General features: G+C 67.8%; 26 protein-coding genes and 1 pseudogene. 12 read left to right on the forward strand and 15 right to left on the reverse strand.

Annotation, left to right across the window (positions count from 1 at the left end; genetic code table 11):
* Nucleotides 1-22: 22 nt before the first annotated feature.
* From OG381_RS26955 to OG381_RS26965, 3 genes are read right to left on the reverse strand one after another with little or no spacing between them, the layout of a single operon-like run.
* A complete protein-coding gene (locus tag OG381_RS26955) occupies nucleotides 23-241 on the reverse strand; it encodes a hypothetical protein (RefSeq protein ID WP_327718655.1) in 219 nt (72 codons plus the stop codon).
* A gap of 22 nt (nucleotides 242-263) precedes the next feature.
* A complete protein-coding gene (locus OG381_RS26960) occupies nucleotides 264-578 on the reverse strand; it encodes an AzlD domain-containing protein (protein WP_327718656.1) in 315 nt (104 codons plus the stop codon).
* Nucleotides 575-1,264, reverse strand: coding sequence for an AzlC family ABC transporter permease (locus OG381_RS26965; protein WP_327718657.1), 690 nt, complete (start codon nucleotides 1,262-1,264; stop codon nucleotides 575-577). The genes OG381_RS26960 and OG381_RS26965 overlap by 4 nt, the downstream gene beginning before the upstream one ends.
* A 68-nt stretch (nucleotides 1,265-1,332) precedes the next feature.
* Here OG381_RS26965 and OG381_RS26970 point away from each other — a divergent pair, with 68 nt between their 5' ends.
* A complete protein-coding gene (locus OG381_RS26970; RefSeq protein WP_307027369.1) occupies nucleotides 1,333-1,902 on the forward strand; it encodes a helix-turn-helix domain-containing protein in 570 nt (189 codons plus the stop codon).
* Between the two features lie 81 nt (nucleotides 1,903-1,983).
* On the opposite strand, the gene OG381_RS26975 is transcribed toward OG381_RS26970, so the two are convergent.
* The gene (locus OG381_RS26975) at nucleotides 1,984-2,187 is read right to left on the reverse strand and encodes a cold-shock protein (RefSeq protein WP_003992177.1); all 204 of its coding nucleotides are present in this window, start codon (nucleotides 2,185-2,187) and stop codon (nucleotides 1,984-1,986) included.
* Between the two features lie 285 nt (nucleotides 2,188-2,472).
* Between OG381_RS26975 and OG381_RS26980 the strand changes: the two genes are divergently transcribed.
* From OG381_RS26980 to OG381_RS26990, 3 genes and pseudogenes are all read left to right on the forward strand, one after another.
* Nucleotides 2,473-3,321 carry a menaquinone biosynthetic enzyme MqnA/MqnD family protein gene (locus OG381_RS26980; RefSeq protein ID WP_327718658.1) on the forward strand — a complete coding sequence of 283 codons (849 nt, stop codon included), beginning with the start codon at nucleotides 2,473-2,475 and terminating at the stop codon, nucleotides 3,319-3,321.
* A gap of 84 nt (nucleotides 3,322-3,405) precedes the next feature.
* Nucleotides 3,406-3,834, forward strand: coding sequence for a hypothetical protein (locus tag OG381_RS26985; RefSeq protein ID WP_046261393.1), 429 nt, complete (start codon nucleotides 3,406-3,408; stop codon nucleotides 3,832-3,834).
* A 71-nt stretch (nucleotides 3,835-3,905) separates the two neighbouring features.
* Nucleotides 3,906-4,327, forward strand: a pseudogene (locus tag OG381_RS26990) (protein kinase domain-containing protein); the annotation flags it as partial.
* 165 nt (nucleotides 4,328-4,492) lie between these two features.
* On the opposite strand, the gene OG381_RS26995 reads toward OG381_RS26990, so the two are convergent.
* Nucleotides 4,493-9,100 (reverse strand): FtsK/SpoIIIE domain-containing protein, encoded by a 4,608-nt coding sequence (locus OG381_RS26995; RefSeq protein ID WP_327718659.1) that lies wholly within the window; start codon nucleotides 9,098-9,100, stop codon nucleotides 4,493-4,495.
* A 307-nt stretch (nucleotides 9,101-9,407) separates the two neighbouring features.
* On the opposite strand from OG381_RS26995, the gene OG381_RS27000 reads away from it, so the two are divergent.
* The 6 genes from OG381_RS27000 to OG381_RS27025 all read left to right on the forward strand — a co-directional run bounded on the left by OG381_RS27000 (nucleotide 9,408) and on the right by OG381_RS27025 (nucleotide 13,415).
* Complete coding sequence (locus OG381_RS27000) at nucleotides 9,408-9,707, forward strand: WXG100 family type VII secretion target (RefSeq protein WP_095046767.1); 300 nt, start codon at nucleotides 9,408-9,410, stop codon at nucleotides 9,705-9,707.
* A gap of 127 nt (nucleotides 9,708-9,834) precedes the next feature.
* Nucleotides 9,835-10,149, forward strand: a complete 315-nt coding sequence (locus OG381_RS27005) for a hypothetical protein (protein WP_046261397.1) — start codon at nucleotides 9,835-9,837, stop codon at nucleotides 10,147-10,149.
* A 72-nt stretch (nucleotides 10,150-10,221) separates the two neighbouring features.
* Nucleotides 10,222-11,547, forward strand: a complete 1,326-nt coding sequence (locus OG381_RS27010) for a hypothetical protein (protein WP_327718661.1) — start codon at nucleotides 10,222-10,224, stop codon at nucleotides 11,545-11,547.
* A 45-nt stretch (nucleotides 11,548-11,592) separates the two neighbouring features.
* Nucleotides 11,593-12,243, forward strand: coding sequence for a hypothetical protein (locus tag OG381_RS27015; RefSeq protein WP_327718662.1), 651 nt, complete (start codon nucleotides 11,593-11,595; stop codon nucleotides 12,241-12,243).
* Nucleotides 12,240-12,851: a hypothetical protein gene (locus OG381_RS27020; RefSeq protein WP_327718664.1), complete on the forward strand. Its 612-nt coding sequence runs from the start codon at nucleotides 12,240-12,242 to the stop codon at nucleotides 12,849-12,851. The genes OG381_RS27015 and OG381_RS27020 overlap by 4 nt, the downstream gene beginning before the upstream one ends.
* Before the next feature lie 6 nt (nucleotides 12,852-12,857).
* Complete coding sequence (locus OG381_RS27025) at nucleotides 12,858-13,415, forward strand: hypothetical protein (protein ID WP_327718666.1); 558 nt, start codon at nucleotides 12,858-12,860, stop codon at nucleotides 13,413-13,415.
* A gap of 22 nt (nucleotides 13,416-13,437) precedes the next feature.
* Here the strand turns inward: OG381_RS27025 and OG381_RS27030 are convergent, their stop codons facing one another.
* The 9 genes from OG381_RS27030 to OG381_RS27070 all read right to left on the reverse strand — a co-directional run bounded on the left by OG381_RS27030 (nucleotide 13,438) and on the right by OG381_RS27070 (nucleotide 19,690).
* Entirely contained in the window at nucleotides 13,438-14,016 is a 579-nt protein-coding gene (locus tag OG381_RS27030; RefSeq protein WP_327718667.1) for a hypothetical protein, read from the reverse strand.
* 19 nt (nucleotides 14,017-14,035) lie between these two features.
* Nucleotides 14,036-14,695 (reverse strand): hypothetical protein, encoded by a 660-nt coding sequence (locus OG381_RS27035; protein WP_327718668.1) that lies wholly within the window; start codon nucleotides 14,693-14,695, stop codon nucleotides 14,036-14,038.
* A 31-nt stretch (nucleotides 14,696-14,726) separates the two neighbouring features.
* Nucleotides 14,727-15,392 carry a hypothetical protein gene (locus tag OG381_RS27040; RefSeq protein ID WP_327718669.1) on the reverse strand — a complete coding sequence of 222 codons (666 nt, stop codon included), beginning with the start codon at nucleotides 15,390-15,392 and terminating at the stop codon, nucleotides 14,727-14,729.
* A 24-nt stretch (nucleotides 15,393-15,416) separates the two neighbouring features.
* Nucleotides 15,417-16,775 carry a hypothetical protein gene (locus OG381_RS27045; protein WP_327718670.1) on the reverse strand — a complete coding sequence of 453 codons (1,359 nt, stop codon included), beginning with the start codon at nucleotides 16,773-16,775 and terminating at the stop codon, nucleotides 15,417-15,419.
* Nucleotides 16,772-17,089, reverse strand: a complete 318-nt coding sequence (locus tag OG381_RS27050) for a hypothetical protein (protein ID WP_327718671.1) — start codon at nucleotides 17,087-17,089, stop codon at nucleotides 16,772-16,774. The genes OG381_RS27045 and OG381_RS27050 overlap by 4 nt, the downstream gene beginning before the upstream one ends.
* Before the next feature lie 58 nt (nucleotides 17,090-17,147).
* Nucleotides 17,148-18,209: a hypothetical protein gene (locus OG381_RS27055; RefSeq protein ID WP_327718672.1), complete on the reverse strand. Its 1,062-nt coding sequence runs from the start codon at nucleotides 18,207-18,209 to the stop codon at nucleotides 17,148-17,150.
* Between the two features lie 14 nt (nucleotides 18,210-18,223).
* Nucleotides 18,224-18,901: a hypothetical protein gene (locus OG381_RS27060; RefSeq protein ID WP_327718673.1), complete on the reverse strand. Its 678-nt coding sequence runs from the start codon at nucleotides 18,899-18,901 to the stop codon at nucleotides 18,224-18,226.
* Between the two features lie 223 nt (nucleotides 18,902-19,124).
* Nucleotides 19,125-19,466 (reverse strand): hypothetical protein, encoded by a 342-nt coding sequence (locus OG381_RS27065; protein WP_327718674.1) that lies wholly within the window; start codon nucleotides 19,464-19,466, stop codon nucleotides 19,125-19,127.
* The gene (locus OG381_RS27070) at nucleotides 19,463-19,690 is read right to left on the reverse strand and encodes a hypothetical protein (protein ID WP_327718675.1); all 228 of its coding nucleotides are present in this window, start codon (nucleotides 19,688-19,690) and stop codon (nucleotides 19,463-19,465) included. Before OG381_RS27070 ends, OG381_RS27065 begins: the two co-directional genes overlap by 4 nt.
* Nucleotides 19,691-19,853: 163 nt before the next feature.
* Between OG381_RS27070 and OG381_RS27075 the strand changes: the two genes are divergently transcribed.
* Both OG381_RS27075 and OG381_RS27080 read left to right on the forward strand, forming a co-directional pair.
* Complete coding sequence (locus OG381_RS27075) at nucleotides 19,854-20,147, forward strand: GntR family transcriptional regulator (RefSeq protein ID WP_327718677.1); 294 nt, start codon at nucleotides 19,854-19,856, stop codon at nucleotides 20,145-20,147.
* Nucleotides 20,147-20,674, forward strand: a complete 528-nt coding sequence (locus OG381_RS27080) for a hypothetical protein (RefSeq protein ID WP_327718678.1) — start codon at nucleotides 20,147-20,149, stop codon at nucleotides 20,672-20,674. Before OG381_RS27075 ends, OG381_RS27080 begins: the two co-directional genes overlap by 1 nt.
* A gap of 47 nt (nucleotides 20,675-20,721) precedes the next feature.
* Here the strand turns inward: OG381_RS27080 and OG381_RS27085 are convergent, their stop codons facing one another.
* Nucleotides 20,722-21,531: a hypothetical protein gene (locus OG381_RS27085; RefSeq protein WP_327718679.1), complete on the reverse strand. Its 810-nt coding sequence runs from the start codon at nucleotides 21,529-21,531 to the stop codon at nucleotides 20,722-20,724.
* Nucleotides 21,532-21,660 lie beyond the last annotated feature (129 nt).

Consider the following 21,660-nt stretch of genomic DNA (forward strand, 5'->3'; position numbering starts at 1 on the left):
AGGCTTGTTGCCCGGCGGACGCCTACTCGCCCTGCCGTCGCGTCAGCCCCATGCCGACTCCCGCCCCCACGGCCGTACCCAGCCCGATCCCCAGGGCCAGCCCGAGTCCGAGGTCGTCGAAGACGTCCATCCCCAGCAGCAGGCCGACAGCCGTGCCGAGCGACAGCCCGACAGATACACAGAGCGCCCAGCGGCTGTCGGCCGTGGATCCGCCGCCCTCTTCGTGTTCATGCTTCCGCACTGATCGTCCCCCTGAAGATCCGTTACGCCATTCCGAACGCTCGCAACACCGCCGCGGTTCCCGCCGCCCCCAGCACCACCACCACGAACGGTGCCCTGCGCCACGCCAGCACACCCCCGACCAGCACCCCGATCGGCCGCGCCCATCCGGCGAAGCCGCCGCCCTCGGTCAGCGCGCCCGTCGCGAGCAGGGCGGTCAGCAGCACGACGGCACCGGCGGAGAGCAGCTCCTGCACGCGTGCGGGCAGCTCCACGCGTCCGTGCAGGGCGGGGCCGACCAGCCGGAAGGCGTACGTCCCGACCGCCAGCGCCAGGATCATGGCGACCGTCGCGCTCATGCCGACCGCCTCCGGCCGAAGACCAACAGTCCCGCCAGGGCCAGCAGCACGGGGACGCCCGCCGGGGCGACGGGAGCCAGGGCCAGCGCCACGCAGGCGCCGAGCACCGCGGATCGTCGTACGGCCGCGTCCCTGCGCAGCGCGGGCAGCACCAGGGCGACGAGGACGGCGGGGAAGGCCGCGTCCAGGCCGTAGCGGGCCGTGTCGCCGAGGGCGTCGCCGGCGAGGGCGCCGGCCAGGACACCGATGTTCCACACGGCGAACAGGCCGAGCCCCGAGACCCAGAACGCCGTACGGCGTCGTACCGGATCGCTCTGGGCGAGGGCGAAGGCGACCGTCTCGTCGGTGACGAGGTGCGCCCCGACGAGCCGGGCCAGCCGGCCCTCGCCGAGGGTGTCGGCCACGGCGAGGCTGAAGGCCGCCGTGCGGGTGTTCAGGAGCAGACCGGTCGCCGCCGCGGCGAGCGGGCCGCCACCGGCGAGCAGCACACCGACCGCGCTGAACTGGGCGGAGCCCGCGTAGACGACGAGGGACATCACCACCGGCACCCACACCGGCAACCCGCCGGCGACGGCGATCGCGCCGAAGGAGACGCCGACGACGCCGCTGGCGAGCCAGACGAGGGAGGCGTCCCGGACCAGATCCGGGGCGAAGGGGAAGCGCGGTGTTCGCTCTGCCGTACGCATGTTCTCTACAGTGGACAGGAGAGGCCTCGTTCGTCAAGGCGAACGTTCGTACCGATGGAGCGAACAGCATGTCCGACAGCCAGCCGCCCGCCCGACTGCCCCTGGAGTGGATCGCCGCCTCGCTGCGGCGGGAACGCGCCCGCGTCGGGCTCTCGCTGTCCGAGCTCGCCAAACGGGCCGGGATCGCGAAGTCGACCTTGTCGCAGCTGGAGGGGGGCGGCGGGAACCCGAGCGTGGAGACGCTGTGGGCGCTGGCGGTGGCGCTGGGGGTCCCGTTCAGTGCCCTGGTGGAGCCGCCGGCGCCGTCGGTGCAGGTCATCCGGGCGGGGCAGGGACCGTCGGTGGCGTCCGAGCAGGCGAACTACGTCGGCGCGCTGCTCTCCTCCAGTCCGCCCGGAGCGCGGCGGGACATCTACCGGATCACCGCGGAGCCCGGCGCGGCCCGTGACTCGGAGCCGCACATCCCCGGTTCGGTCGAACACCTGATCGTGAGCACCGGTCGGGTCAAGGCGGGGCCGAAGGGCGAGGAGGTCGAGCTGGAGCCCGGGGACTACATGGCGTATCGCGGGGATGTGGCGCACTCCTATGAGGCGCTGCTGCCCGGGACGACGTTCGTGCTGGTCATGCAGCACATGTAGGAAAAGGCAGGAGCCCCGTTACCTTGCGGCACGGGGCTCCTTGGGTACTGCACTCAGGTCCGGATCAGAGACTCAGGAGTCTCAGACGGGGGTGACGTTCTCCGCCTGCGGGCCCTTCGGGCCCTGGGTCACGTCGAAGGAGACCTGCTGGTTCTCCTCCAGCGAACGGAAACCGCTCGCGTTGATGGCGGAGTAGTGGACGAAGACGTCCGGGCCGCCGCCCTCCTGGGCGATAAAGCCAAAGCCCTTTTCGGCGTTGAACCACTTCACGGTTCCGGTAGCCATAAGCCCTCCTTGGGCCCAAAGGGTTGCCCTGCTCCAGAACCTGCAAGTGTGAAACGGTGCTGCACAACTGCATACTTCTGAATACGACTAGAGCCCGCGGTCACATGCTCCGCAGGCTCTGTACTGCAAGGGAAACCAAACTGCAACTTGCGGCGAGCCTAGCATGTGACCAGCCGAAAGCAACAGAGGCCAAGATCACGTCACCCGGACGTTTGATCTCGCTCGTGTCGGGTTGACGGTGGGGGTGCCCATCGTACGGCAGCCAACAGGGTCTAGCCTCACGATGTGGACAATTCACGCACCCGGCCGCGCGTCGGCCACATCCAGTTCCTGAACTGCCTGCCCCTGTACTGGGGGCTCGCGAGAACGGGCACACTCCTCGATTTCGAGCTGACGAAGGACACCCCGGAGAAGCTCAGCGAGAAGCTGGTGCGAGGCGATCTCGACATCGGTCCCATCACCCTCGTCGAGTTCCTGCGCAACGCCGACGACCTCGTCGCCTTCCCCGACATCGCCGTCGGCTGCGACGGCCCGGTGATGTCCTGTGTGATCGTCTCGAAGGTCCCGCTGGACGAGTTGGACGGCGCGAGGGTGGCCCTCGGGTCCACCTCCCGTACGTCGGTCCGCCTCGCCCAGCTCCTCCTGGCCGACCGCTACGGCGTACGCCCCGACTACTACACCTGCCCGCCCGACCTCAGCCTGATGATGCAGGAGGCCGAGGCGGCGGTCCTGATCGGCGACGCCGCACTGCGGGCGAACCTGCTCGACGGCCCGAAGTACGGCCTCGAGGTGCATGACCTCGGCGCGCTCTGGAAGCAGTGGACCGGCCTGCCGTTCGTCTTCGCGGTCTGGGCGGCCCGCAAGGACTACCTGGAACGCGAACCGGCGATCACCCGCAAGGTCCACCAGGCCTTCCTCGCCTCCCGGAACCTGTCGCTCGACGAGGTCGGCAAGGTCGCCGAACAGGCGGCACGCTGGGAGGAGTTCGACGAGCAGGTCCTGGAGCGGTACTTCACCACCCTCGACTTCCGCTTCGGGGGACCGCAGCTGGAGGCGGTCGCGGAGTTCGCGCGGCGGGTGGGACCGACGACGGGTTTCGCCGCGGACGTGAAGGTGGAACTGCTCCAGCCGTAGATCGTCGGCGGTGGCCAAAAACCGTGCGTCGAACGCCAGTTGGGATACAGTCCCCGCTGACCGATCTACCACGGGGAGGAACACGTGCGCCGTCACATCGTCGCGCTCCTGGCCGCCACCGCCACCGCCGCCGCACTCGGCGTCGCAGGGGCGCCCTCGGCTTCGGCCGCCGCACTGGTGAAGAGCTGCTCCACATCGGACGGCGGAGCCAGCGGTGGCATGCAGTGGGACTGGAACAGCAAGAAGAGCATGGATGTCGCGCTGATCCTGGCCGACACCGAGGCGGACAGCAACTGGGTCCGCATCCGCCTCGACATCACCACCGGCGAGGGCAACCGCTACACCTACAAGTGGCGCGAACTCCGCGACGGCAACGGCTCCAACAAGACCTGGACGACCACCGCCACGCACGACGACGGCATCGTCAGTGCGCGTGTCCAGGTCGAGGACGTGCACGGGACGAGCCCGCAGTCGACGTGTTACAGCGGCAAGGCGTACAACTCGTACTACTAGGGCACGGATTGCGTGAGGACGGGCCTCGGCGTGATGCCGGGGCCCGTCCGCTTTCCACTGCCCTCGGGCGTTTGGAGACATTGCAGCCGGACGACCCGCGGGGGCTGGGGAGTTACCGCAGGCTGCGGCGGCTCGGGGCCGGTGGCATGGGGCGGGTCCACCTCGCCCGTACGCCCGGTGGCCGGACCGTCGCCGTGAAGGACGTCCGCCCGGATCTGGCGGCGGACGCCGACTTCCGGAGCCGGTTCCGTCATGGGTCGAGATAGCGAAGGCCGTCTCCGGCCGCTACACCGCTCCCGTCGTGGACGCCGACCCCGAGGCGCGACTGCCGTGGCTGGCGACGTCGTACGTGCTCGGCCCGGACCTCACGGACGTGGTCGCCGCGCACGGAGCGCTGCCCGAGCGGACCGTGCGCGCGCTGGCCGCGGGGCTCGCCGCGGCCCTTCAGGAGATCCACGCGGCGGGTCTGATCCACCGCGACCTCAAGCCTTCTGGGGCGAGCCGTGGCAGGTAGCCCTCGCCGGCAACCGACTGCTGGTGTCGAACGGACCGGAGTTCTACGCGCTGGCGGCAGTCTGAGAAACCGAAAGGGCCGCGGGACGGGGATGCATCCCGAGGTCCTTTCGCGTTTCCGGTTTCCGGTCCGCTACATCTACCTCTACATCGGCGTCGTGACGGTCAGGTGCTCCCCGGTGCCCAGGTGCAGCATGCCCTTGCCCGGGGTGATCTGGCCGCCGACCATGCTCCGGTTCGTGCGGATGCCGATCAGCTCGCCCGCCGAACTGTCCTGCGGGGACAGCAGGATGCCGCGGCGGGCCTTCTTCATGTCGACCTGCCAGCCGGAGAAGCCGTCACAGATCTCCTCCTCGTCACCGGCGATGACGACGGCGAGGCCCTCCTCGACACCGCGCTCCACGATGCGCTTGAAGATGTCCTCGGCGTCGCAGTCGTCGTGCACCTCCGCGTCGTCGACGAGGGTGACGATCGGCTGCTCGGGGCTGGCCGAGCCGATGAGCTCCTCCATCTCGTCCTCGTCGATGTCCCGGCCCGTGAAGACCTTCAGGACACCTTCCTGCCCCTCCAGTTCACGCAGCGGGGACGGACGCGGGGCGGCGAGGATCAGCCGTACGCCCTGGGCGAGACAGGACCGCGCGATGTTCAGCAGCACCGTGCTGCGTCCGGACTTCGCGGGGCCGCCGATCACGAACGCCGGGACGCCCTGGGAGAGATCGGGGCCGAAGGCGGTCAGCTCGTCGCCGCCGACACCCACCAGGGACCAGAGCGGCGAGGCGCTCGTCGCCGGGTCGCGCATCGCCCAGGCGTCGGCGAAGGAGATCCGGCTGGGCAGCACGTCCACCCGGAACGGGCGGCGCGAGCGCGGCAGTTCGGCGTCCCGCGCGGCCGCGGCCTCGCCGATCGCGACGAGCGCCGCGGCCTGGCCCTGACCGGTGGTGTCCTCGGCCAGCAGCGCGAACTGGGTCTCCGTGGCCGTCTCGCTGGCGTACCCGCGGCCGGGCGGGATCTCCTCGGGGATCTTGCGGGCGTTGATGTCCAGCATCGAGAAGTCGCCGCGGTCCGCCAGCCGCAGACCGTACTTGTCCTCGGTCAGCGAGGAGATCCGCCCCGTCAGCAGCTGGCGGTCGCCGGTGATCACCAGATGCAGGCCGACGCTCGCGCCCTCCCGCATCAGCGCCATCACCTGGTCGGTGAGGTCACCGTGGTTGTACTCGCCGAGGGTGGGCAGCCAGCCCTCCCAGCGGTCGAGCAGCACCACGATGTGCGGCAGCCGCTCGTCCTCGGCGGCGAACGAACGCTGCTCGCCGATGTCGGCGTAACCCTTCTCCGCCAACAGCTCCTGGCGTCGGTTGAGTTCACCGGTCAGCCGGCTGAAGAGCCGGATGACGCGCTCCTGCTGGTTACGGCTGACCACCGCACCGCAGTGCGGCAGGCTGGTCAGCGCGTTCAGGGCGCCGTTTCCGCAGTCGATGCCGTACAGATGGACATCGGCGCTGGACAGCGTGCGGGCCAGGGAACCGGCGATCGTCCGCAGCACCTGCGAGCGGCCGCTGCGCGGGGCGCCGGCGACCAGCAGGTGCCCGAAGGTGGAGAAGTCGACGACGACCGGGCGGCGGGCCTGGTCGGACGGCAGGTCCTCGATACCGTACGGCGCCGCCGGCAGCGACCCCCGGCCCTGCACCGCGGGAATCTCGTCCAGCAGCAGCATCTCGTCCAGAGCGGGCAGCCACGGGGAGTGCTGGGCCGGGATGCCCAGCGCCTGGTTGGCCTCCCTTACGGCGTCCACCAGCACCTTGAGGTCGGTGATCTCGTCGTCCTCACGCGCCTCGGACTTGGGCTTGCTGAGCCCGGCCCGGCCCAGGTCCTGCCAGGCCAGCTGACCGGCCCACGGCGCGAGCGCGGCGGGATCGGCGGCACCCGGACGGCGGCCACCGACACGGCCCGACTGGAAGGGGACGAGGGAGGCGTGGCCGAGCCGGACGTACGCGCGACCGGGGGTGCTCTTGGCGATGTGCCCGGCGTCGGGCGCGTCGATGACGTCGGTCGACTCACCGGCGTCGGTCACGCGCAGCGCGATCCGCAGGTTGGTGTTGGCGCGGATCTCGGGCGACACGACACCGCTGGGCCGCTGGGTGGCCAGCAGGAGGTGGATGCCGAGAGAACGGCCTCGCTGGGCGATGTTGACCAGGCCGGTGACGAAGTCGGGCAGGTCACGGACCATGGACGCGAACTCGTCGATGACGATGAGCAGTCGGGGCACATGCGCGTGGGACGGGTCCCGGCGCACCAGGTCCTGGTAGTCCTCGATGTCCTTGGCGTCGGCGGCGGCGAGGATGTGCTCGCGCCGCTTCAGCTCCGCGCCCAGCGACTCCAGGGCACGCTCGACGAGATGGGCGTCGAGGTCGGTGACCATGCCGACGGTGTGCGGGAGCTTGACGCAGTCCTTGAACGCGGATCCGCCCTTGTAGTCGACGAGGACGAACGTCATGTTCTCGGGGGTGTTGGCGACCGCGAGCGCGGCCACGATCGTCTGCAGCAGCTCCGACTTACCGGAACCGGTCGTACCGGCGATGAGTCCGTGCGGGCCGTCGCGCCGCAGGTCGATGCCGAAGGGACCGTCGTACGACTCGCCGATGACCGCCATGGTGGACTGCCCGCCCATGCGCCAGCGCGCGGCGATGTCGTCACGCGTCGGCGGCTCCAGCTGGAGCACGTCGAGGAGCCGGCTGGAGGACGGGAGCGCGGAGTCCTCGGTCTCGCCGCTGATGTCCCGCAGCGGCGACAGCGACCGGGACAGCCGTGCGCACCAGGCGGCGGAGACGAAGTCGGGCCGGACGTCGGTCCTGCGGCGGGAGCCGGTCTGCTCGACCCGCAGCCGCAGTTCGAGAGCCTGCTCGGTGTCCTGCCGGTCCTGCCGGGCGCCCTGGTGCCAGGCCTGGAAGGAGGGGAAGCCGCCGGCCGCGGTCTGCGGCACGCCCATCACCGACGCGGCGGCGGTCTCCTCGAGGCGCCGCGGCTCGGCGACGACGTACGCCTGGCACTCGCCGGGCAGGAACCGCTCCTCCTCGTCCAGACAGATCGCGTAGATGGCCACGGCCGGGCCCTCCCGCAGCAGCCGTACGACACCCGGCATCGACCGCAGCCGCCGCGACCCGTCCCATACGACGACAATGTCGGGGTCGGAGAACGCGGGACCGCCGCCGCTGCTGTTGTTCTCCTTGAGGGCCTTCTGCCGGGCGTCGAGCAGCTGGGTCAGCTCGCCGACGCGCGCGCCGACGGTCTCGGCGTCCGTCCCGATCAGGACGTTGACGTCCTGGCCGCTCGCCGGGCGGGCGTGCGGCAGCCAGCGCACCCAGTCCCAGCGCGGGTGCGCCTCGTTCTCGGTGAGCACATAGAACTGCACGTCCATCGGGCTGTGCAGCACGGCGGTCTGGGCGACGGCCCACCGCCCGAGCGCCTGGGCGGAGTCACCGGGCCCGGCGATACCGACGACCCCGAGGTCCCGCAGCGGCAGCGCGACGGGCGAGTCCTGGATCTTCCAGGTGACCTGACGCTTGTGCTCGTCCTGCTCGGGGTCGTCGAGGACGACCTCGGAGCGGACCCGGCCGGTGCCCACGCGCAGGAGCAGATGGTCGGCGTCGGTGCGCCGCCGCTCCCACAGCCGGGTACGCGGCCCGGTGCCGAAGGCCAGCACGGCGGCCGGGTCGGGGATGTCCCTGCGCCGGTCGAGCCGCTCCAGACGCAGCGCGTCCTCGGCGTCCTTCTCGATCCGCTCCTTGGTCTCCTTGTACTCCTTGACCTGCTTCGCATGGGACTTGCGCCCGTGCTTCTTGTCCATGAAGTAGTTGCCGAAGAGCATCAGAGGGCTCATCAGCGCCATGATCATGTAGTACCAGCGGCCGAAGATCATGACCGAGACCACGGCACCGACCAGCGGGAACAGCGCCATCAGCCAGGGCAGCGGCCGAGCCTCGTACTCCCTGGGCGGAGAGGGCAGCCGGAACTGTGTCTTGCGCTCCGCCGGGCGCAGCCGAGGAGGCCGGTTGTAGTCGAGCCCGGCGCCGTCCTCCGACCACTTCAGGGCCGCGTTCGGCGGACTGTAGCCGTCGATCTCCAACAGGGTGTTGCCGAGGGCGAGTTGGGACCCGAGGGGCCAGGAGCCGCCGTCGAAGTCCTCCCCGTCGAGACGGGGACGGTCGCCGTCGTTGTCTTCGGCTTCGTCCTTCTTCTTGGACGCGTCCTTCTTGTCGACGCCGTGCAGGGTGACATCGCACGTGCCGTCGATGGCGATGGACAAGGTGGCCGCGCGCGCGGCGAGTTCGGGATCCTCGATCCGCAAGGTCGCGGCCGGACCGCTGCCGATGTCGTACCGCCCCACGCCGAGCCGGTGCACGGCGCCCGCGGCAGGGCCGCCGGCCACCCGGAACTCGACGATCCCCGTCGGCTCACCGAGCAGACAGCCGGCCGGGTCGTGCAGGCTGACGACGGCGCCCTCGCGCAGCGCGGAACCGACGATGTTCGCGGCGGGGTCGAGGGGGTAGCCGTCGACGTACGCCAGCGGTGCGCCCCCGGGGTTCGCCTGCCCGCCGACGTGTCCGCCGATGGGGATGATCTGCGCGCCGCCGTCGAGACCGACGTGTCGCGCCAGCTCCCGGGTGATGTCGCCGACCGACGACTCCGGATCGGCGTCGAGCACCACGTCGGCGCTGGCCCCGCCGATCGGGTCGACGACGGTCAGACTCAGGCGCACGTTCGTCCTCCTCGCTGGGCTGAGGCCGCCCCCGCAACGCTGAACACAAGGTGAGTGAACACAGTGGGAGTGACCTTAACCGGCGCTCCTTTCCCCTGCGCAACGGGCTGCACACGGGCTTCACAGGACTGGAACGCTCCCGGGATGTGCAGTGGTTCACGCTTCTGTTGCCGGACGTCCCTGTCATCCCAACAGCCCCACCCGTAAGATCTTTGCTCATGCGGACGGCCGGTGATGTCCGGCCCGATCGCATCAGTCAAGCCACGGGGATGGCCCTGCGGCGACCGCAACGGGAGGGAGAGCCGTCATGGCCAAGGACACAGACCTTACTTATTCCGAGATGGAGAAGAAGGCCAACGACCTCATCAAGGCGATGGGCGACATGGAAGACATGTTGAAGTCCATCGAAAAGGGTGTCGAGGAGCTCGTCGCCAACGGCTTCACCACCACGAAGGCCTCCGGCGCCTACGACGAGTCCATCAAGGACTTCACCAAGGGCGCGGCGAAGACCGTCAAGGGTCTGGAGGGTCTGTCCAAGTTCCTCACCAACGCGAAGAAGGCGTACGAGGACCTGGACGACCAGCTGGCGAAGAGCGCCAAGGGCTGAACCCGCCACGGGCGGCACACCCCGGTGCGACGGGACATGAACGTCCTGTCGCACCGGGCTGTCTGTCGCCGGGCAGTTTTCAACGGGGTGCCGGCTCGGGCCGGCGGATCGACATGATGGGGGCGCCGTGGCGGGCGAGAGCGATCAGCGGCTCGACCTTGAAGTGATCAAGGAAATGGGCAAAGGGCTCGGCAACATCAAGAAGGCGTTCGACGGCCTGGAGGATCTGGGCGGCAAGTACGAGGACGACTTCGGGAACGGCGATCTCGCCGACAAGTTCGGGGACTTCGCCGACAACTGGAAGCTCAGCCGCAAGAGGCTGACGGAGGAGATCGACGTGCTGGCCCAGATAGCCAAGGCCGCGGGGCAGGCGTACGAGGACATCGACCATCAGTTGGCCCAGGCACTTCGTGATGCCCAGGATCCGAAGAAGGGGAACTGACCGATGGCTGGACGCCCACGCGACTGGCACCCGGTCGCGGACAGTGACCCCATACCCGGAGACGCCGACCGCATGGCGTCCCTGGGCAAGACGCTGCGCAAGACGGCCGACGAGGTCGAACGGCAGATCCGCAATCTGAAGGCCGTGGCCGAGGTCGACGCCTGGGACAGCAAGGCCGGCAGGGAATTCCGCGAAAAGGCCTCGGGGAACGTCAAGAAGCTCGAGGCGGTTTTCAAGAGGTACGACACCGCCGCCACGGCGATCGGCAGCCGGGTCGACGAAGTGGGCGGTGGATACCAGGACAAGGTGACCGCCGGCGCGAAGAACTACGCCTCCGACCTCAACCGCGCCCAGGAGATCGCCGACGCCGCCCTCAAGGACGCGAAGGAAGCCGACGAACGCAAGAGCGCGTCGCAGAAGAGCCTCGACGGCCTGTCCGGCAAGGACCGCAAGAAAGAGGACGTCGACAAGGACCGCAAGGACCTGGAGGCGAAGCACAAAGCGGCCGGTGACGAGATCGAGGCCGCACGGGAGAAGATCAACGAGGCCAAGAAGATCCGTGACGCCGCCGCCAAGCGCGCACGGGAGTCCCTGGACGCGGTCATCAACCATGACTCCCTGAAGGACGGGTTCTGGGAGACCCTGACCGACAGCATCGCGGAGATCACCTCCTGGGTCGCCACGGTATGCGGCATCCTCTCGCTGATCGTCGGCTGGATCCCGGTGATCGGGCAGGCCCTGGCCGGGGTGCTGGGCGCCATCGCCATGATCGCGACCCTCATCAACTTCATCGCCACGCTCGTCCAGGTCGCCCAGGGCAACGCCGACTGGATGGATGTCGGAATGGCGGCCCTCGGATTCCTGATGATGGGTGTCGGAAAGGGCTTCTCAAAGATCGCGGGCAAGTTCGCGAAGGGGACGCTGGGAAGGCTCGGCAAGGCCGGAGTCGCGCGCACCGCACGTCAGGTCAGCCGGGCCAACAAGAATCTGCGGCGGGCCGCCGGGAAGGACTTGAAGCTCGGAAAGGGCGATATTCTGAAGTCGCTCAAGGAGCCCTTCACGGAGCCTTTCTCGAAGGCCGCGTGGGCGAAGAACCTGAAGACACTGAAGCCCGGCGGTGGAAACTGGGCCGCGGCCAAGAACGAATTGGGTCTGCGTGGTGGGGGAAGTGCGCTCAAGGGGCTCCCCAAGTCATTCTCCATGGCCGATCCCGGCGTCGCGTCCGACCTGAAATCGATCAAAATGGGAACCGCGGCCCTGGGCAGTCAATTCGATGCCAACGCCATCAATCAGATCTCCAAGTCGGCCAGCCGTCTGTCCATCGTCGGGGCCGGTATTACCCTGGGCGGGCTGGGCCTGGACGGAAACCTTCAGAAGATGGTCGGTATCGGTGGCTGAGCCCCTGCTCGACGGAGCGTCCACACCCGCACGAAAGGACCGAGCATGACCGCACCGGACGATCCGGCCCCGCTGGACGAGACTTTCGAGTGCACCTTCGAGTTCCAGCCCGGCTGGATCGATCTGACGCTGCGCGAAGGCACCAAGGCCGAGGCCAAGGCGCTGGCCACCGAGGTCGTGAACCGGCTGAACCCGCTCGGTCTGGAGATCGAGAAGAGCGCGGTCTTCGACGACATGGTCGAGCGGGCCGTCGACCTCAACGACGACGTGCCCACCCTCGCGGCGGCGTACTACTCCGAGGCGGGGGAGGCCCTGGCCAACCTCATGGTCGACTCCTACGGCGACGAGGGCGTGCCGCGTCCCGGCGCGGACGAGGTCATCCCGCTGCTCCTGGAGTGGGGAAACGCACAGGTCACAGGCACCCCCGAGATCACCCACCTCGAACTGGCCGCCGGACCCGCCGTACGCATCCAGGCCATGCTCCAGGCCAAGCGCATGCTCGGCTTCGGCCGGAAGCTGACCGAATTCATCAAGTACGCCGTCTTCCCGCCCGACATGCAGAGTCTCATCGTCGTCACGGTGACCTGGGAGAAGATCGCCGTCACCGAGCAGATCGCCGAGCTGGCCGACGAGGCGGTCCGCACGATGCGGATCACCCCGCTGCCGACGGGCCCCACCGACGGGGGTACGGCATGAGGACGGCCGACCAGTTCTCCTCGGCACCCACGGACTACAACGTCGTCGTCCCGGACGGCTGGTTCCAGCTCTCCCTCGACCCGGAGGAGCGCGACCGGGGCATCATCGCCCTCGCTGAGCTGACGTTCCGCGGCCAGGACAACGCCCCGCTGCTGAAGAAGCAGTTCATGCAGGACCTCCAGCGCAAGGCGAAGGACGCCTACCAGGTCGGCGGCACGGAGCTCTACCTCTCCACGATGGCCGTCGGCCCCGTCCCCCTCGCGTCCTCGCTGCTCATCAGCGTTCCGGGCCCCGACGAGTGGCCCGAGACCTCGGACGCCGAGGCACTGGCCGAGCACCTCGCCGACCGGAGCCGCGCGAACAACGGCGAGATCGGTGTGGTGGACCTGGCCGCCGCCGGCAAGGCGGTACGTCAACGCCGTCGCGAAGTGGCCGACCCCGCACGCCAGTTGGGCAACACCCTGCCGACCACCACCCTCACGTACTACGTGCCGATCCCGACCACCACACGCTGGCTGCTGCTGAACTTCTCCACGCCCATCGATCAGCTCGCCGACCAGATGGTGGAGCTGTTCGACACGGTCGCGGGGACGCTGCACTGGAAGTGAGCGGGGATGAGTGAGCCGGAGGCGGAGTTCCGTGTCCGGGACGGGTTCATGTTCGCCGCAGTGGCGCTGTCCCTGATCGCCCTCGGTTTCGTCTTCGTCGTGACCATGGGCGCTTGGAAGTGGTTCGTACGAACCTCGGCTCCGACAGTGCTCAACTGGCCCGGCGGAACATGGGGATTCGGCGTGGCTTGCGGCCTGCTCGTGGTCTTCGGCTCACTCGGCGCCTGGCGGTCCTTGGAGCGACCCCGAGGCGCGTCGCTGCCGGCGCGCGCGGGACGCGTGGCCGGCCTCATGGTGTGCGTCGGCGCGGCATTCGGCGCGGTGCTGTACATCGTCGCTTCCCTGCCCGGCAGGAACTGCCCTTCGTACCGTGACGGTTGCGAGTACATCCCGGGGACGGGCAGCGCGCTCGTCACCTGCCTGGGCACTGCGGCGCTTGTGGGCTACGCGGTGTATCGGGTCGGCAGCGCGCGCGCCGAGCGGCGCCAGGAGCGGGAGCGGGAGCGGCTGCGGAAGCTGCGTAAGAAGGGGAAGGGGAAGAGCCGGGCGGCGCGGCGGGGGTAGCGGGGCCGCGCTAGGCGACGACCTACGGTGTTCGCTGCCGACGGTTGTGGATGACCAGGGCGCAGGCGAGCGCTGCCATCGCCACGACAGTGCCGAGCAGCCCGACGGCCCAGAGCCAGGGAAAGTTCCGGAACACCCAACTGGGCGGTGTGTCACGTCTCTTGCCCCACTTTCCGGTGTTCTGGGCATTGAAGACGAGGGCCACGTAGGGCACGAGTGCAGCCAGGCTGACGATGGCTGCCCCGGTACTGAGCACGGTGCTCCCCGGATGCTCCCGCCAGGACCTCCACCGCATCCGGCTCAGACAGAACAGCGACAGGGCGAGCACACACGGCCCGGCCACGCCGACGCAGCCCGCGAAGCCGTACGCACCGCCAGGCCAGGACCTGGCGGCCCACTGCCATGTGCCGTCGCCCCAGAGCCGGTCAAGGACGGCCAACAGGACGATGATCGCCGCAAAGCCGAGAAACAGCAGACAGCCGAAAGCCCATTCGCCCTTCTTCTCAGCCCTGGCGACGGAGCCCGGTTTTCCGGGCCGCCGTTCGTAGTGCAGAGCGGGTGCGGATGCTCTGCGGCGTCGGGGCTTGGTGGACCCTGCCATGTCTGTGTCTCCGTGTGGCTTACGTCTTGAGCAACGGCGATTCGAAGCTGGTGAGTTCAGCAATCTGCCGAAGGATCTCGCGGTACTGCTCTCGTCGCCCCACCGCCGTGGTACTCAGCATCAGGACTGCTATCCGTTTGCAGTCAGGGTGAGGGAGGTATGCGTAGATCTGGAGCAGTGGGGTCGGCGGGAGGCCGGATTCAGGAGTCGGCGTGCGTACGGTCTCACTCATCGACGCGGGGCCGCTGGGCAAGTCCATGTACTCGATGTGAGCGTGCTCCTCAACTGTGGCAACTGCCCGTGCCGCGCTCACCGACCGCGGGGCCCAGGCGATGTCTCGCCAGGACACGGTGAACAGCGAGTGGAGAATTGCGCCGCTGTCCCCCTGTACGTCGTCGCGATGCACTCCGAGGGAGCAATGAACCGTGCCCACTTCGCGCAGCGCACGCAGGAGTTGCTGGCCCGATGCCAGCTGACCGATGAACTGTTGGCGGGTAATGCCGTCCGGAATGCTTTCGACCAATGGAGCGAGTGCTTCCCGGAGCCGTTCCGCCTCGGCGGAAGCAGGCGAGGCGAGGAGAACGTCGATGGGCAACTCGGTGAAACCGCCGGGTACGGCGAACCAGATGCCGGTACTGGGGTCAGTGACGGAATCGGCGACGATGACGCGAGAGGTCATGTTTTTTCCGGAAGATCGGGGAGTCGGTGGATCAGGAGCTAGCCGGGCGGACTCCTGCGCGGCGACCACGTTCGATGTCTTCGGCGGTGGCTCCCCACTCGGCGACGGAATGGCGCCCTCCGTTCGCCCCGGTCTGCTGGCTGAGAAAGCGGAAGCGGCGTGGCGCCGATCCATCGGGACTGGACGCAGCGATCACGCCGATGAAACGGGGATCTCCCGCGAGCCACACCACACGGATCTCGGTCTTCAGCTCAGGCGTTGCCCGAGGGGCCATACGGCGGTGCCACCAGCCCACACCCCAGTGCCGGGGGAACACCATGGGAAGCCGTTCTTCCGGACGGGCCGGGTTCGGGAACTCGAACCACCCGTATTGCCTGCCGACGACATCGGTCCGGTCTGTCAGCCCATGTGTGGTGTCGGCCAGAAGGAGCCACGGGTACTCCTCCAGGACATGCTTCATCCGGAAGATGGCAGGAAAGACAAACAGCTGGATGAATGCCCGGTAGAAGCTGTAGATCAGGAACGGCACGAACAGAATCGTGTAGCCGGGCGACAGATACACCACCAGTACTGCCAGCAAGGCGACCCACAGAGCGATCCAGCCGAGGAGAGCGACTGCGTTCGCTGCCAACTGCTTCGACCAAGCACGCCGGGTCGGCGGGTGCTCCCATGCGACGGAATGGTCTGTGGGGTTCATATGAATTCTCTCTAGTCCTCTGAATCAGAACACGTACTGCGCGAGGTCGATCAGGGCGCCGCCGTCCAAGATGCTCCGTGCGCCGTCGATGCCGGTGCTGGAGTCCTTCGCGCCGTCGTTGTCCAGTGCGTCCACTGCGCTGGAGACGAGACCGTACCCGGCAGTCACGACGCCGAGTGAAGCCGAGGTGATCTCGACGACTTCACCGACCTTGGCGGAATTGCTTGCCCCGCGTACGACGAGGTCCAAGGTGGTGTTACCGAGACCGGCGATGGCCTTGGCCTCGCTCATTGTCTTGGTGCCCAGCGTCGTCATGACTCGCCCGAGGGTCACTGCCTCTTCGCTGGCGCGGAGCGCACTCATCGTCCCCCGTACCCCGATGCCCACGGCAGCGACGCCCGGAACGGCTCCCAGGATGTCGCCACCGACGCTGACGAGGTTCCCCCAGAAGTCGGAGTCGAGCTCACCGTTGAGGAAGCCGTCTTTGAGGGAGGCCAGAACTTCGGAGTCAGACAGCCGCATGGTGAGTGCGGAGGCGCTCAGCGCGGCCGCAGCGAGGAGCAGGACGGCGGCGGCCGTGCCACCCGTGGCCACGAACAGCGCCACCAGCCCGATGACGCCGGCGGTGAAGCTCAGGATGTCGGGGAGGTTCTCGGTGAACCATTCGCCGAGTTCGTCGAGCCAGCCAGGCTCCTGAGGAGCTAGCTTGTCGGTGGCGCCCCGGATCTTCCGCGCGCGATATTGAGCCTTCTCCTCGTGCTCCTCGGCGAGTGACTTCGCCCGGCCGATGATCTTGTCAAGCTCGGCCTGGGCTTCCTCCATCGCGGTGTTCGCCTTGGTCAGGCTCTTCTTGGCCTCGTCCTGACGATTGCCCTTGCCGTCGAGGTCGGGGTTGCTCTTTGCTGTATCGGCGTGCCCCTTCGCGGCGTCAACGGCATCCTGCGCGGCCTTGGCTTCTTCCTCCAGCTTCTTGGCTCGGCGCTGGAAGTCGTCGAGTTCGCCCTCCCAGCGGGCCAGCTGTCGGGCGGCTTTGCGGATGGAGCGAGCGGCGTTCTTCAGATTGAGCTGAAGCGGCCCGCCCTCAAGCTGCTCGCGGAAGGCGACAGCGGCGTCGCCCTTCCAGTAGCTGCCTTCCATAAGCTTGGTGACGAGCTCATGAGTGTCTTCCAAAGTCTTGGCACACGTCGACAGCTTCTTGTGCAAGTCGCGCACGGTATCGGTTGTGCCAGGGGTCGGGTTGAAGCCGAGGTGGGGGTAGTTGGGATTCGGAATGGACGGAGAGGACTTGAGGCCTTGGGGCAGCTTGGCGTTTCGTGCGGCATCCGAGTTGGCATAGGGAGACTGGTCCAGGCTTGGTTGCTCCAGGCCGGGCGTTTCCGTCACTTCGTGCCCTCCGAATTGCCTTTCTTGGCCTTCTCCAGAGCCGCTTCCAACGCCTTGTCCACTTCTTCGTAGCTGGCCTTGTTCTGGCCGATGATCTTTGCAAGATCCTCGGTCTGCGAGCCAATCTCCTCGGTGCCGTACTTCCAGTCCTCCTGGAATTCCTCACACGCTGAGTCCAGATCATCCGTGCCCAGACCTGTGACGGTGGCGTCGCTCAGTGCTTTGCGTAGCCCCTTCAAGGAGTCACTTGATTTATTCAAGAGCTTCATGAAGTGGGCGAGTTCGCCATGGTTCACGGCGAGCTGCTCAGCCATGTGCGGGTGTCCTTTTCCGTTCAGAGTTGGGTCCGTGAGGTGGCGACGCTATCCAGACCTATCGGTTGACGGCCTGGATCTCCTGGACGGTGACGGCCTGTTCGTTGCCGAACGTGCCGTTGGGGAGGTCGCCGCCAGCGCCGCCCGTGCCGGTCCAGGCGATTTCCCAGGTGATGGTCGCGCGGAGCTTGTAGGTGCCGTCGCCCGAGGAGCGGAGGTACTTGAGGCCGCAGGGCGGAGTCTCGTCGGACTTGCCCTTGGCGTAGGGCTCGCCGATGGAACCGTCGGCGTTGATGGTGCACTCACCGGAGGCCGGGTAGGTCTGGGCGTCCTTGGTGCCCGGCTCCAGCTTCAGGGACACCGGCTTCGCGGTGGTCGTGGCCTGGACGTTGAAGCCGGGGACGTTGAGGGCCGCCGTCGCCTGGACCTCGTCGAAGACGGCCTTGTCGAGCCACGCCCAGGTCGGCAGGTTCACCTTGGTGATGGCCTCGGGCGCGAGGGTGACCTTGGTGTCGGGCAACTCCATGTGCTGGTACGCGAGCGCCGCGAGGATCTCCGGGGTGATCGCCTCCTCGTACTGGGGCGGCGGGGCTTCGCCGTTGTCGACCCAGAAGGGGATGTCGTTGCACGAGCCCCGTTTGAGGATGTCCGGCTCGTCGGGGTTCTCGACCGCGGCCCAGAACATCCCCTCGCCGTCCTTGTCGACGTTGTAGTCCTTGTAACCAGGGGTGTCGGTCCAGCCGAAGTCGTCCTCGTAGTGGCGCCGCACATCATTCAGCGCCGCGCCTGCGTGGCCGCCCATGCCAGGGGTGTTCATCTGGCTTTCGATGTTTTCGGACATCTTCTTCTTGAAGTCCTTGGCACCGAGGTAGGGGGCGTACCAGCAGGGCGGGGGCGTCCAGTTGACGTCGGAGGACGTCACGTTGCCGGTGCCGCCGCCCTTGGCGACGGAACCGGAGTATTGGATTTTTGCGGCGGAGTAGATGGTTTTGCCGTTGCCGCCGCCCGACTGTTCTGTGGACGCGCCCTCGTCCTTGCCTGTCGGCCCTGCCGCGTAGGCAGGTTCCGTGAGGACGAGGATGCCGAGAGCCAGGAACAGGGCCGCGGTACCGAGCCGCATGGGTCGCGATTCGCTCACTGGCACTTCGCCGCCTTGGTCTGGACGTACACCTTCGATGCTCGCCACAGACCGTCGGCCGTGGGCGCCTTGGACATGATGATCTTGAAGTGGTCGAAGTCCGCGAGACTGGGCTTGGTTTTCAGCACCTTCCCCGTCTTGATCTCTTTGCCGTAGAACTTGCTCGAGTCCACGCAGAACGCCACCTCTACAGCCTGGCTGTTCGTGGTGGACCGGGTGTTGACGTCGTAGTGGCGCTCCGTGCCGGTTGCCGTCCAGCCGCCCTTGATCCAGGAGTTGATCTGGGTCTCCGCATAGTGAAGCCCGTCACCTGTGGCGTACGTGACGACGGCTGCGTCCTTGGTCGTGCGTTCGCCGATGCCCCGGTAAATGGCGCGGAGGAAGTTCGCGGCATCTTCCATCGCCTCCGCCTCGTTCTTGTCTTTCGGCTTGTCCCAGTCAAAGACCATGGTCAGATCCATGTCCTTGGGCAGCGACACATCCACGCCGTCCGGCTTGTCCTCCGCCGGTGCCCCCGAGGCCGATGCCGAGGCCTTCGGTGACTCCGATCCCTGGCCGGCGCCTGCGATCTTGTCGTTGTCGCTGGCGTCGTCGTCCCCGCTACCGCAGGCGGTCAACAGCAGTGCCGCCGTCGCCGCCAGCGCGGCAGCAACGGGCAAAGAGCGGCGCTTCACAGTGAACTCCCCGTGAGAAATAAGTTCAGTCAAGAGGTCTGACGGTATCGGTGGGGTTCCGGGTTTCGCCACAGCGAACTTGCCTGTGAACGGGGGCAATTCCGGTCGTATGGGGGCGCTTGTGGATGTGACCTGTGTCCTGATCGTGCCCGAACGGGCGACGCCCTCGGACGCGTTGAAGAGGGCGTCCGAGGGTGTCGGGGTGGCGATGCGTTTCGCTTTGCTATCGCCGGGCTCTGCATCTCGGGCACGCGCACGGGGGATACGCCGACGTGCGTGGCAGTGGCTCCGCCCGTCCGCCGGCCAGGATCTCGAGCTTGCCCCGGTCCTCGGTCACCGTGCCTTCGGCGTCGAGTTTGTAGACGCGCAGGGTGAGGCGGGAGCGGCGGCGCGTGCTGTCGATGAGATCGAGTACGTCCGTCTGGGGCGGGTAGTACACGGCGCACTCCGGGCACGCGTACACGTTGAAGCCGGGGCCCGTCGGGGCGTGGACCTCGTGGATCAGGACCGGTTGCTCCGTGGTGCGTTCGCAGCGGGCGCACATGCGGAGCGCTGGGCGGGTCATCGGGTGGCCGCCGGGAGTCGTACGCCGTGGATATGGGTCGGGCCTACGTCGATGCCGAGGGTGGCCAGGTAGGCGGCGCGGCGGCGTGCGCGTTGGAGGCGGGGAGCCGGCGGGGTGGGGATGTAGCGCAGGGGTGGCGGGGTGCCGAGGCGGTGGCGGCCTCGCGGGCGTGGGGTGCAGAGGGTCAGGATCCAGGCGAGGGTCCGGACGGTAAGGTCCAGCATGTTGACGCTCCTTCGAAGCGTTGGCCATGCCCCGGGACGGCTCCACCCGTCGCCGGGGTCTCTTTCTGTAATAAGCACGGTACAGGGTGCAGCTGGGTGGCGTATAGCAGTTAGGCGCACTCCATGGAGACGTGCAGCTGAGCTCTGTCGTACGTTGTTCGATATGACGCCAGAGCCCGGTCAATCGCCGATCGATCCCAACAAGATCGCGTACGTCTACATGCAGATGGCTGACCACATCGCCGACCGGATCGCCAAGGGAGAGCTCCGGCCTGGTGCGCGACTCCCTGGAGAGCGTGATTTGGCCGTGGAGTACGGCGTGGCCCACCTCACTGCTCGCCGCGCCACCCGTGAACTCCGCGAACGCGGCCTCGTCGTCACCCTCCCCGCCAAGGGCACGTTCGTCGCGTACCCCGCTGAGCCGGACGGCCCCGCAGACAACGAAGGTGGTCAGTGATGGTCGTGTGTCCGGGGTGCGGCAGCACCGAGGTGGCGACGGTTTCGCAGGCCCGCAGCGGTAAGGGCGCGATGCGTGACGATCTGTTCGGTCGGCTGGCGCCAGGGCCGGACAAGACCGGCGACGGATGGGTGCACTTCCTGGAGGGCATGGTGCTGACCGGGATCGGTATCGCCCTCGCGTACACGGGAGTTCAGCAGGACAAGCCCCTGTACATGGGCGGCGGTGCGCTGCTCGCTCTCGTCTGCTTCCTGGGGACCTTCGTGGTCGTTCGCGACGACCGGCGGGAGAAGGCCGCTGCCGAGGCCGGGATTCCACGCGCGGAGCGGCTGTGGCGGCCCGCCCACTACTGCTACGGCTGCACCTCGGTGTTCTGCCCGGGCGGCACCCCGTGGCAGGGGCTGCTCACCCCGGAGCAGTTCAAGAAGCTGGTGTGGACCGAGGCGGGTTACGCCGACCAGCTCGTGGTGGGGGACAAGGCGAAGGACGCGGAAATCCCGGCCGGTGTGTTGCCGGCGCGGAACTGACTCGGCGCGGCTTCCTCGGGGGCGGGGCGCGCCACAGCGCGTCAGTGCTACTGGAGGCTGACCTTGTGCTCATGCATGGGATTCGCAGGGCAGCTGAAGATGTTCAGTGATCCGCCCCTGCCCACCGTCACTTGCGTGGGGGCGTTCGCTCCATGCGCGCAGATGAGTTTCCGATCCTCCAACGGAACCCAACTGTTCGTACCACTCCACTCGGTGGAGCCGATGGTCAGTAGAAGTGCCATGGGTGTCCCGCACGAGCAGAGTGTCGGATGCGGGCCGGTCACACCCCAGGTTGCGTAGCCTCCCACTTTCCACCCCGGCGCGATGGAATGGTCTCCGTCGTAGGTGAGGAAGTGCCCCTTTTTCGCGGACTCTTCGTCGGTCTGTTCCTCGGCTTCCTCTTCCCATTCCTCGATACGCACCCGCAGGTCTTCGGGCAGAAGCTCGCTGAATTCGTGCTCCAACACCTGCTCCGGGTCAAGGGTGCACGGTTCGGGCACATAATCGGCATCGCCAACCACTTGTGGGAGCGGCGGGTGCAGCAGAGGAGTGCACTCGGATGCCGTGCGCCACAAAAGGGTGAGGCCGGGAGTGGCTTGTTGGCCGTGGGCGCTGAACGGGCACCACAAGACGTGAAGAAGGTCCCGCCCATCGGGAGCGATGAGGTCGGGAATGTCTTTGGCGAAGAGTTGGGCCACAGCCAGAAGGGGAACGGCGTCGGTCTCGCCGAGGCCGGGCGCCGTGTGCTCGGTCTCAAGAGACGCCAGTAGCTCCAGCTCCTCGGCCGAGGGGCCGACGTCGGGGGCGCGGCTCCATGCTTCGTCGAGGATTCGGCGGTGGCGATGGATGTCGGCCACACGTCGGCCCACGTCTCGTTTGTGTGCTGTTCGGCACGTCGGCCAAGGCTCGTCCGTCGGCCACAGGAACGGGCCACCGACCGAGCTCTCGAACGGTCCCGGCGTCCCGGGGCGCGGGTGCAGCCGCGT

The sequence above is a fragment of the Streptomyces sp. NBC_00490 genome (assembly GCF_036013645.1).
In the GTDB taxonomy this organism is placed as follows: domain Bacteria; phylum Actinomycetota; class Actinomycetes; order Streptomycetales; family Streptomycetaceae; genus Streptomyces; species Streptomyces canus_F.

What these genes read in the sequence shown, in the direction of transcription:
- OG381_RS27055 (WP_327718672.1), bottom strand. Translation starts at nt 18,209, where the DNA reads ATGCGGCTCGGTACCGCGGCCCTGTTCCTGGCTCTCGGCATCCTCGTC.
- OG381_RS27070 (WP_327718675.1), bottom strand. Translation starts at nt 19,690, where the DNA reads ATGCTGGACCTTACCGTCCGGACCCTCGCCTGGATCCTGACCCTCTGC.
- OG381_RS27030 (WP_327718667.1), bottom strand. Translation starts at nt 14,016, where the DNA reads ATGGCAGGGTCCACCAAGCCCCGACGCCGCAGAGCATCCGCACCCGCT.
- OG381_RS27040 (WP_327718669.1), bottom strand. Translation starts at nt 15,392, where the DNA reads ATGAACCCCACAGACCATTCCGTCGCATGGGAGCACCCGCCGACCCGG.
- OG381_RS27000 (WP_095046767.1), top strand. Translation starts at nt 9,408, where the DNA reads ATGGCCAAGGACACAGACCTTACTTATTCCGAGATGGAGAAGAAGGCC.
- OG381_RS26975 (WP_003992177.1), bottom strand. Translation starts at nt 2,187, where the DNA reads ATGGCTACCGGAACCGTGAAGTGGTTCAACGCCGAAAAGGGCTTTGGC.
- OG381_RS27010 (WP_327718661.1), top strand. Translation starts at nt 10,222, where the DNA reads ATGGCGTCCCTGGGCAAGACGCTGCGCAAGACGGCCGACGAGGTCGAA.
- OG381_RS27025 (WP_327718666.1), top strand. Translation starts at nt 12,858, where the DNA reads ATGAGTGAGCCGGAGGCGGAGTTCCGTGTCCGGGACGGGTTCATGTTC.
- OG381_RS27035 (WP_327718668.1), bottom strand. Translation starts at nt 14,695, where the DNA reads ATGACCTCTCGCGTCATCGTCGCCGATTCCGTCACTGACCCCAGTACC.
- OG381_RS27020 (WP_327718664.1), top strand. Translation starts at nt 12,240, where the DNA reads ATGAGGACGGCCGACCAGTTCTCCTCGGCACCCACGGACTACAACGTC.
- OG381_RS26970 (WP_307027369.1), top strand. Translation starts at nt 1,333, where the DNA reads ATGTCCGACAGCCAGCCGCCCGCCCGACTGCCCCTGGAGTGGATCGCC.
- OG381_RS27080 (WP_327718678.1), top strand. Translation starts at nt 20,147, where the DNA reads ATGGTCGTGTGTCCGGGGTGCGGCAGCACCGAGGTGGCGACGGTTTCG.
- OG381_RS27015 (WP_327718662.1), top strand. Translation starts at nt 11,593, where the DNA reads ATGACCGCACCGGACGATCCGGCCCCGCTGGACGAGACTTTCGAGTGC.
- OG381_RS27075 (WP_327718677.1), top strand. Translation starts at nt 19,854, where the DNA reads ATGACGCCAGAGCCCGGTCAATCGCCGATCGATCCCAACAAGATCGCG.
- OG381_RS27065 (WP_327718674.1), bottom strand. Translation starts at nt 19,466, where the DNA reads ATGACCCGCCCAGCGCTCCGCATGTGCGCCCGCTGCGAACGCACCACG.
- OG381_RS26965 (WP_327718657.1), bottom strand. Translation starts at nt 1,264, where the DNA reads ATGCGTACGGCAGAGCGAACACCGCGCTTCCCCTTCGCCCCGGATCTG.
- OG381_RS26960 (WP_327718656.1), bottom strand. Translation starts at nt 578, where the DNA reads ATGAGCGCGACGGTCGCCATGATCCTGGCGCTGGCGGTCGGGACGTAC.
- OG381_RS27050 (WP_327718671.1), bottom strand. Translation starts at nt 17,089, where the DNA reads ATGGCTGAGCAGCTCGCCGTGAACCATGGCGAACTCGCCCACTTCATG.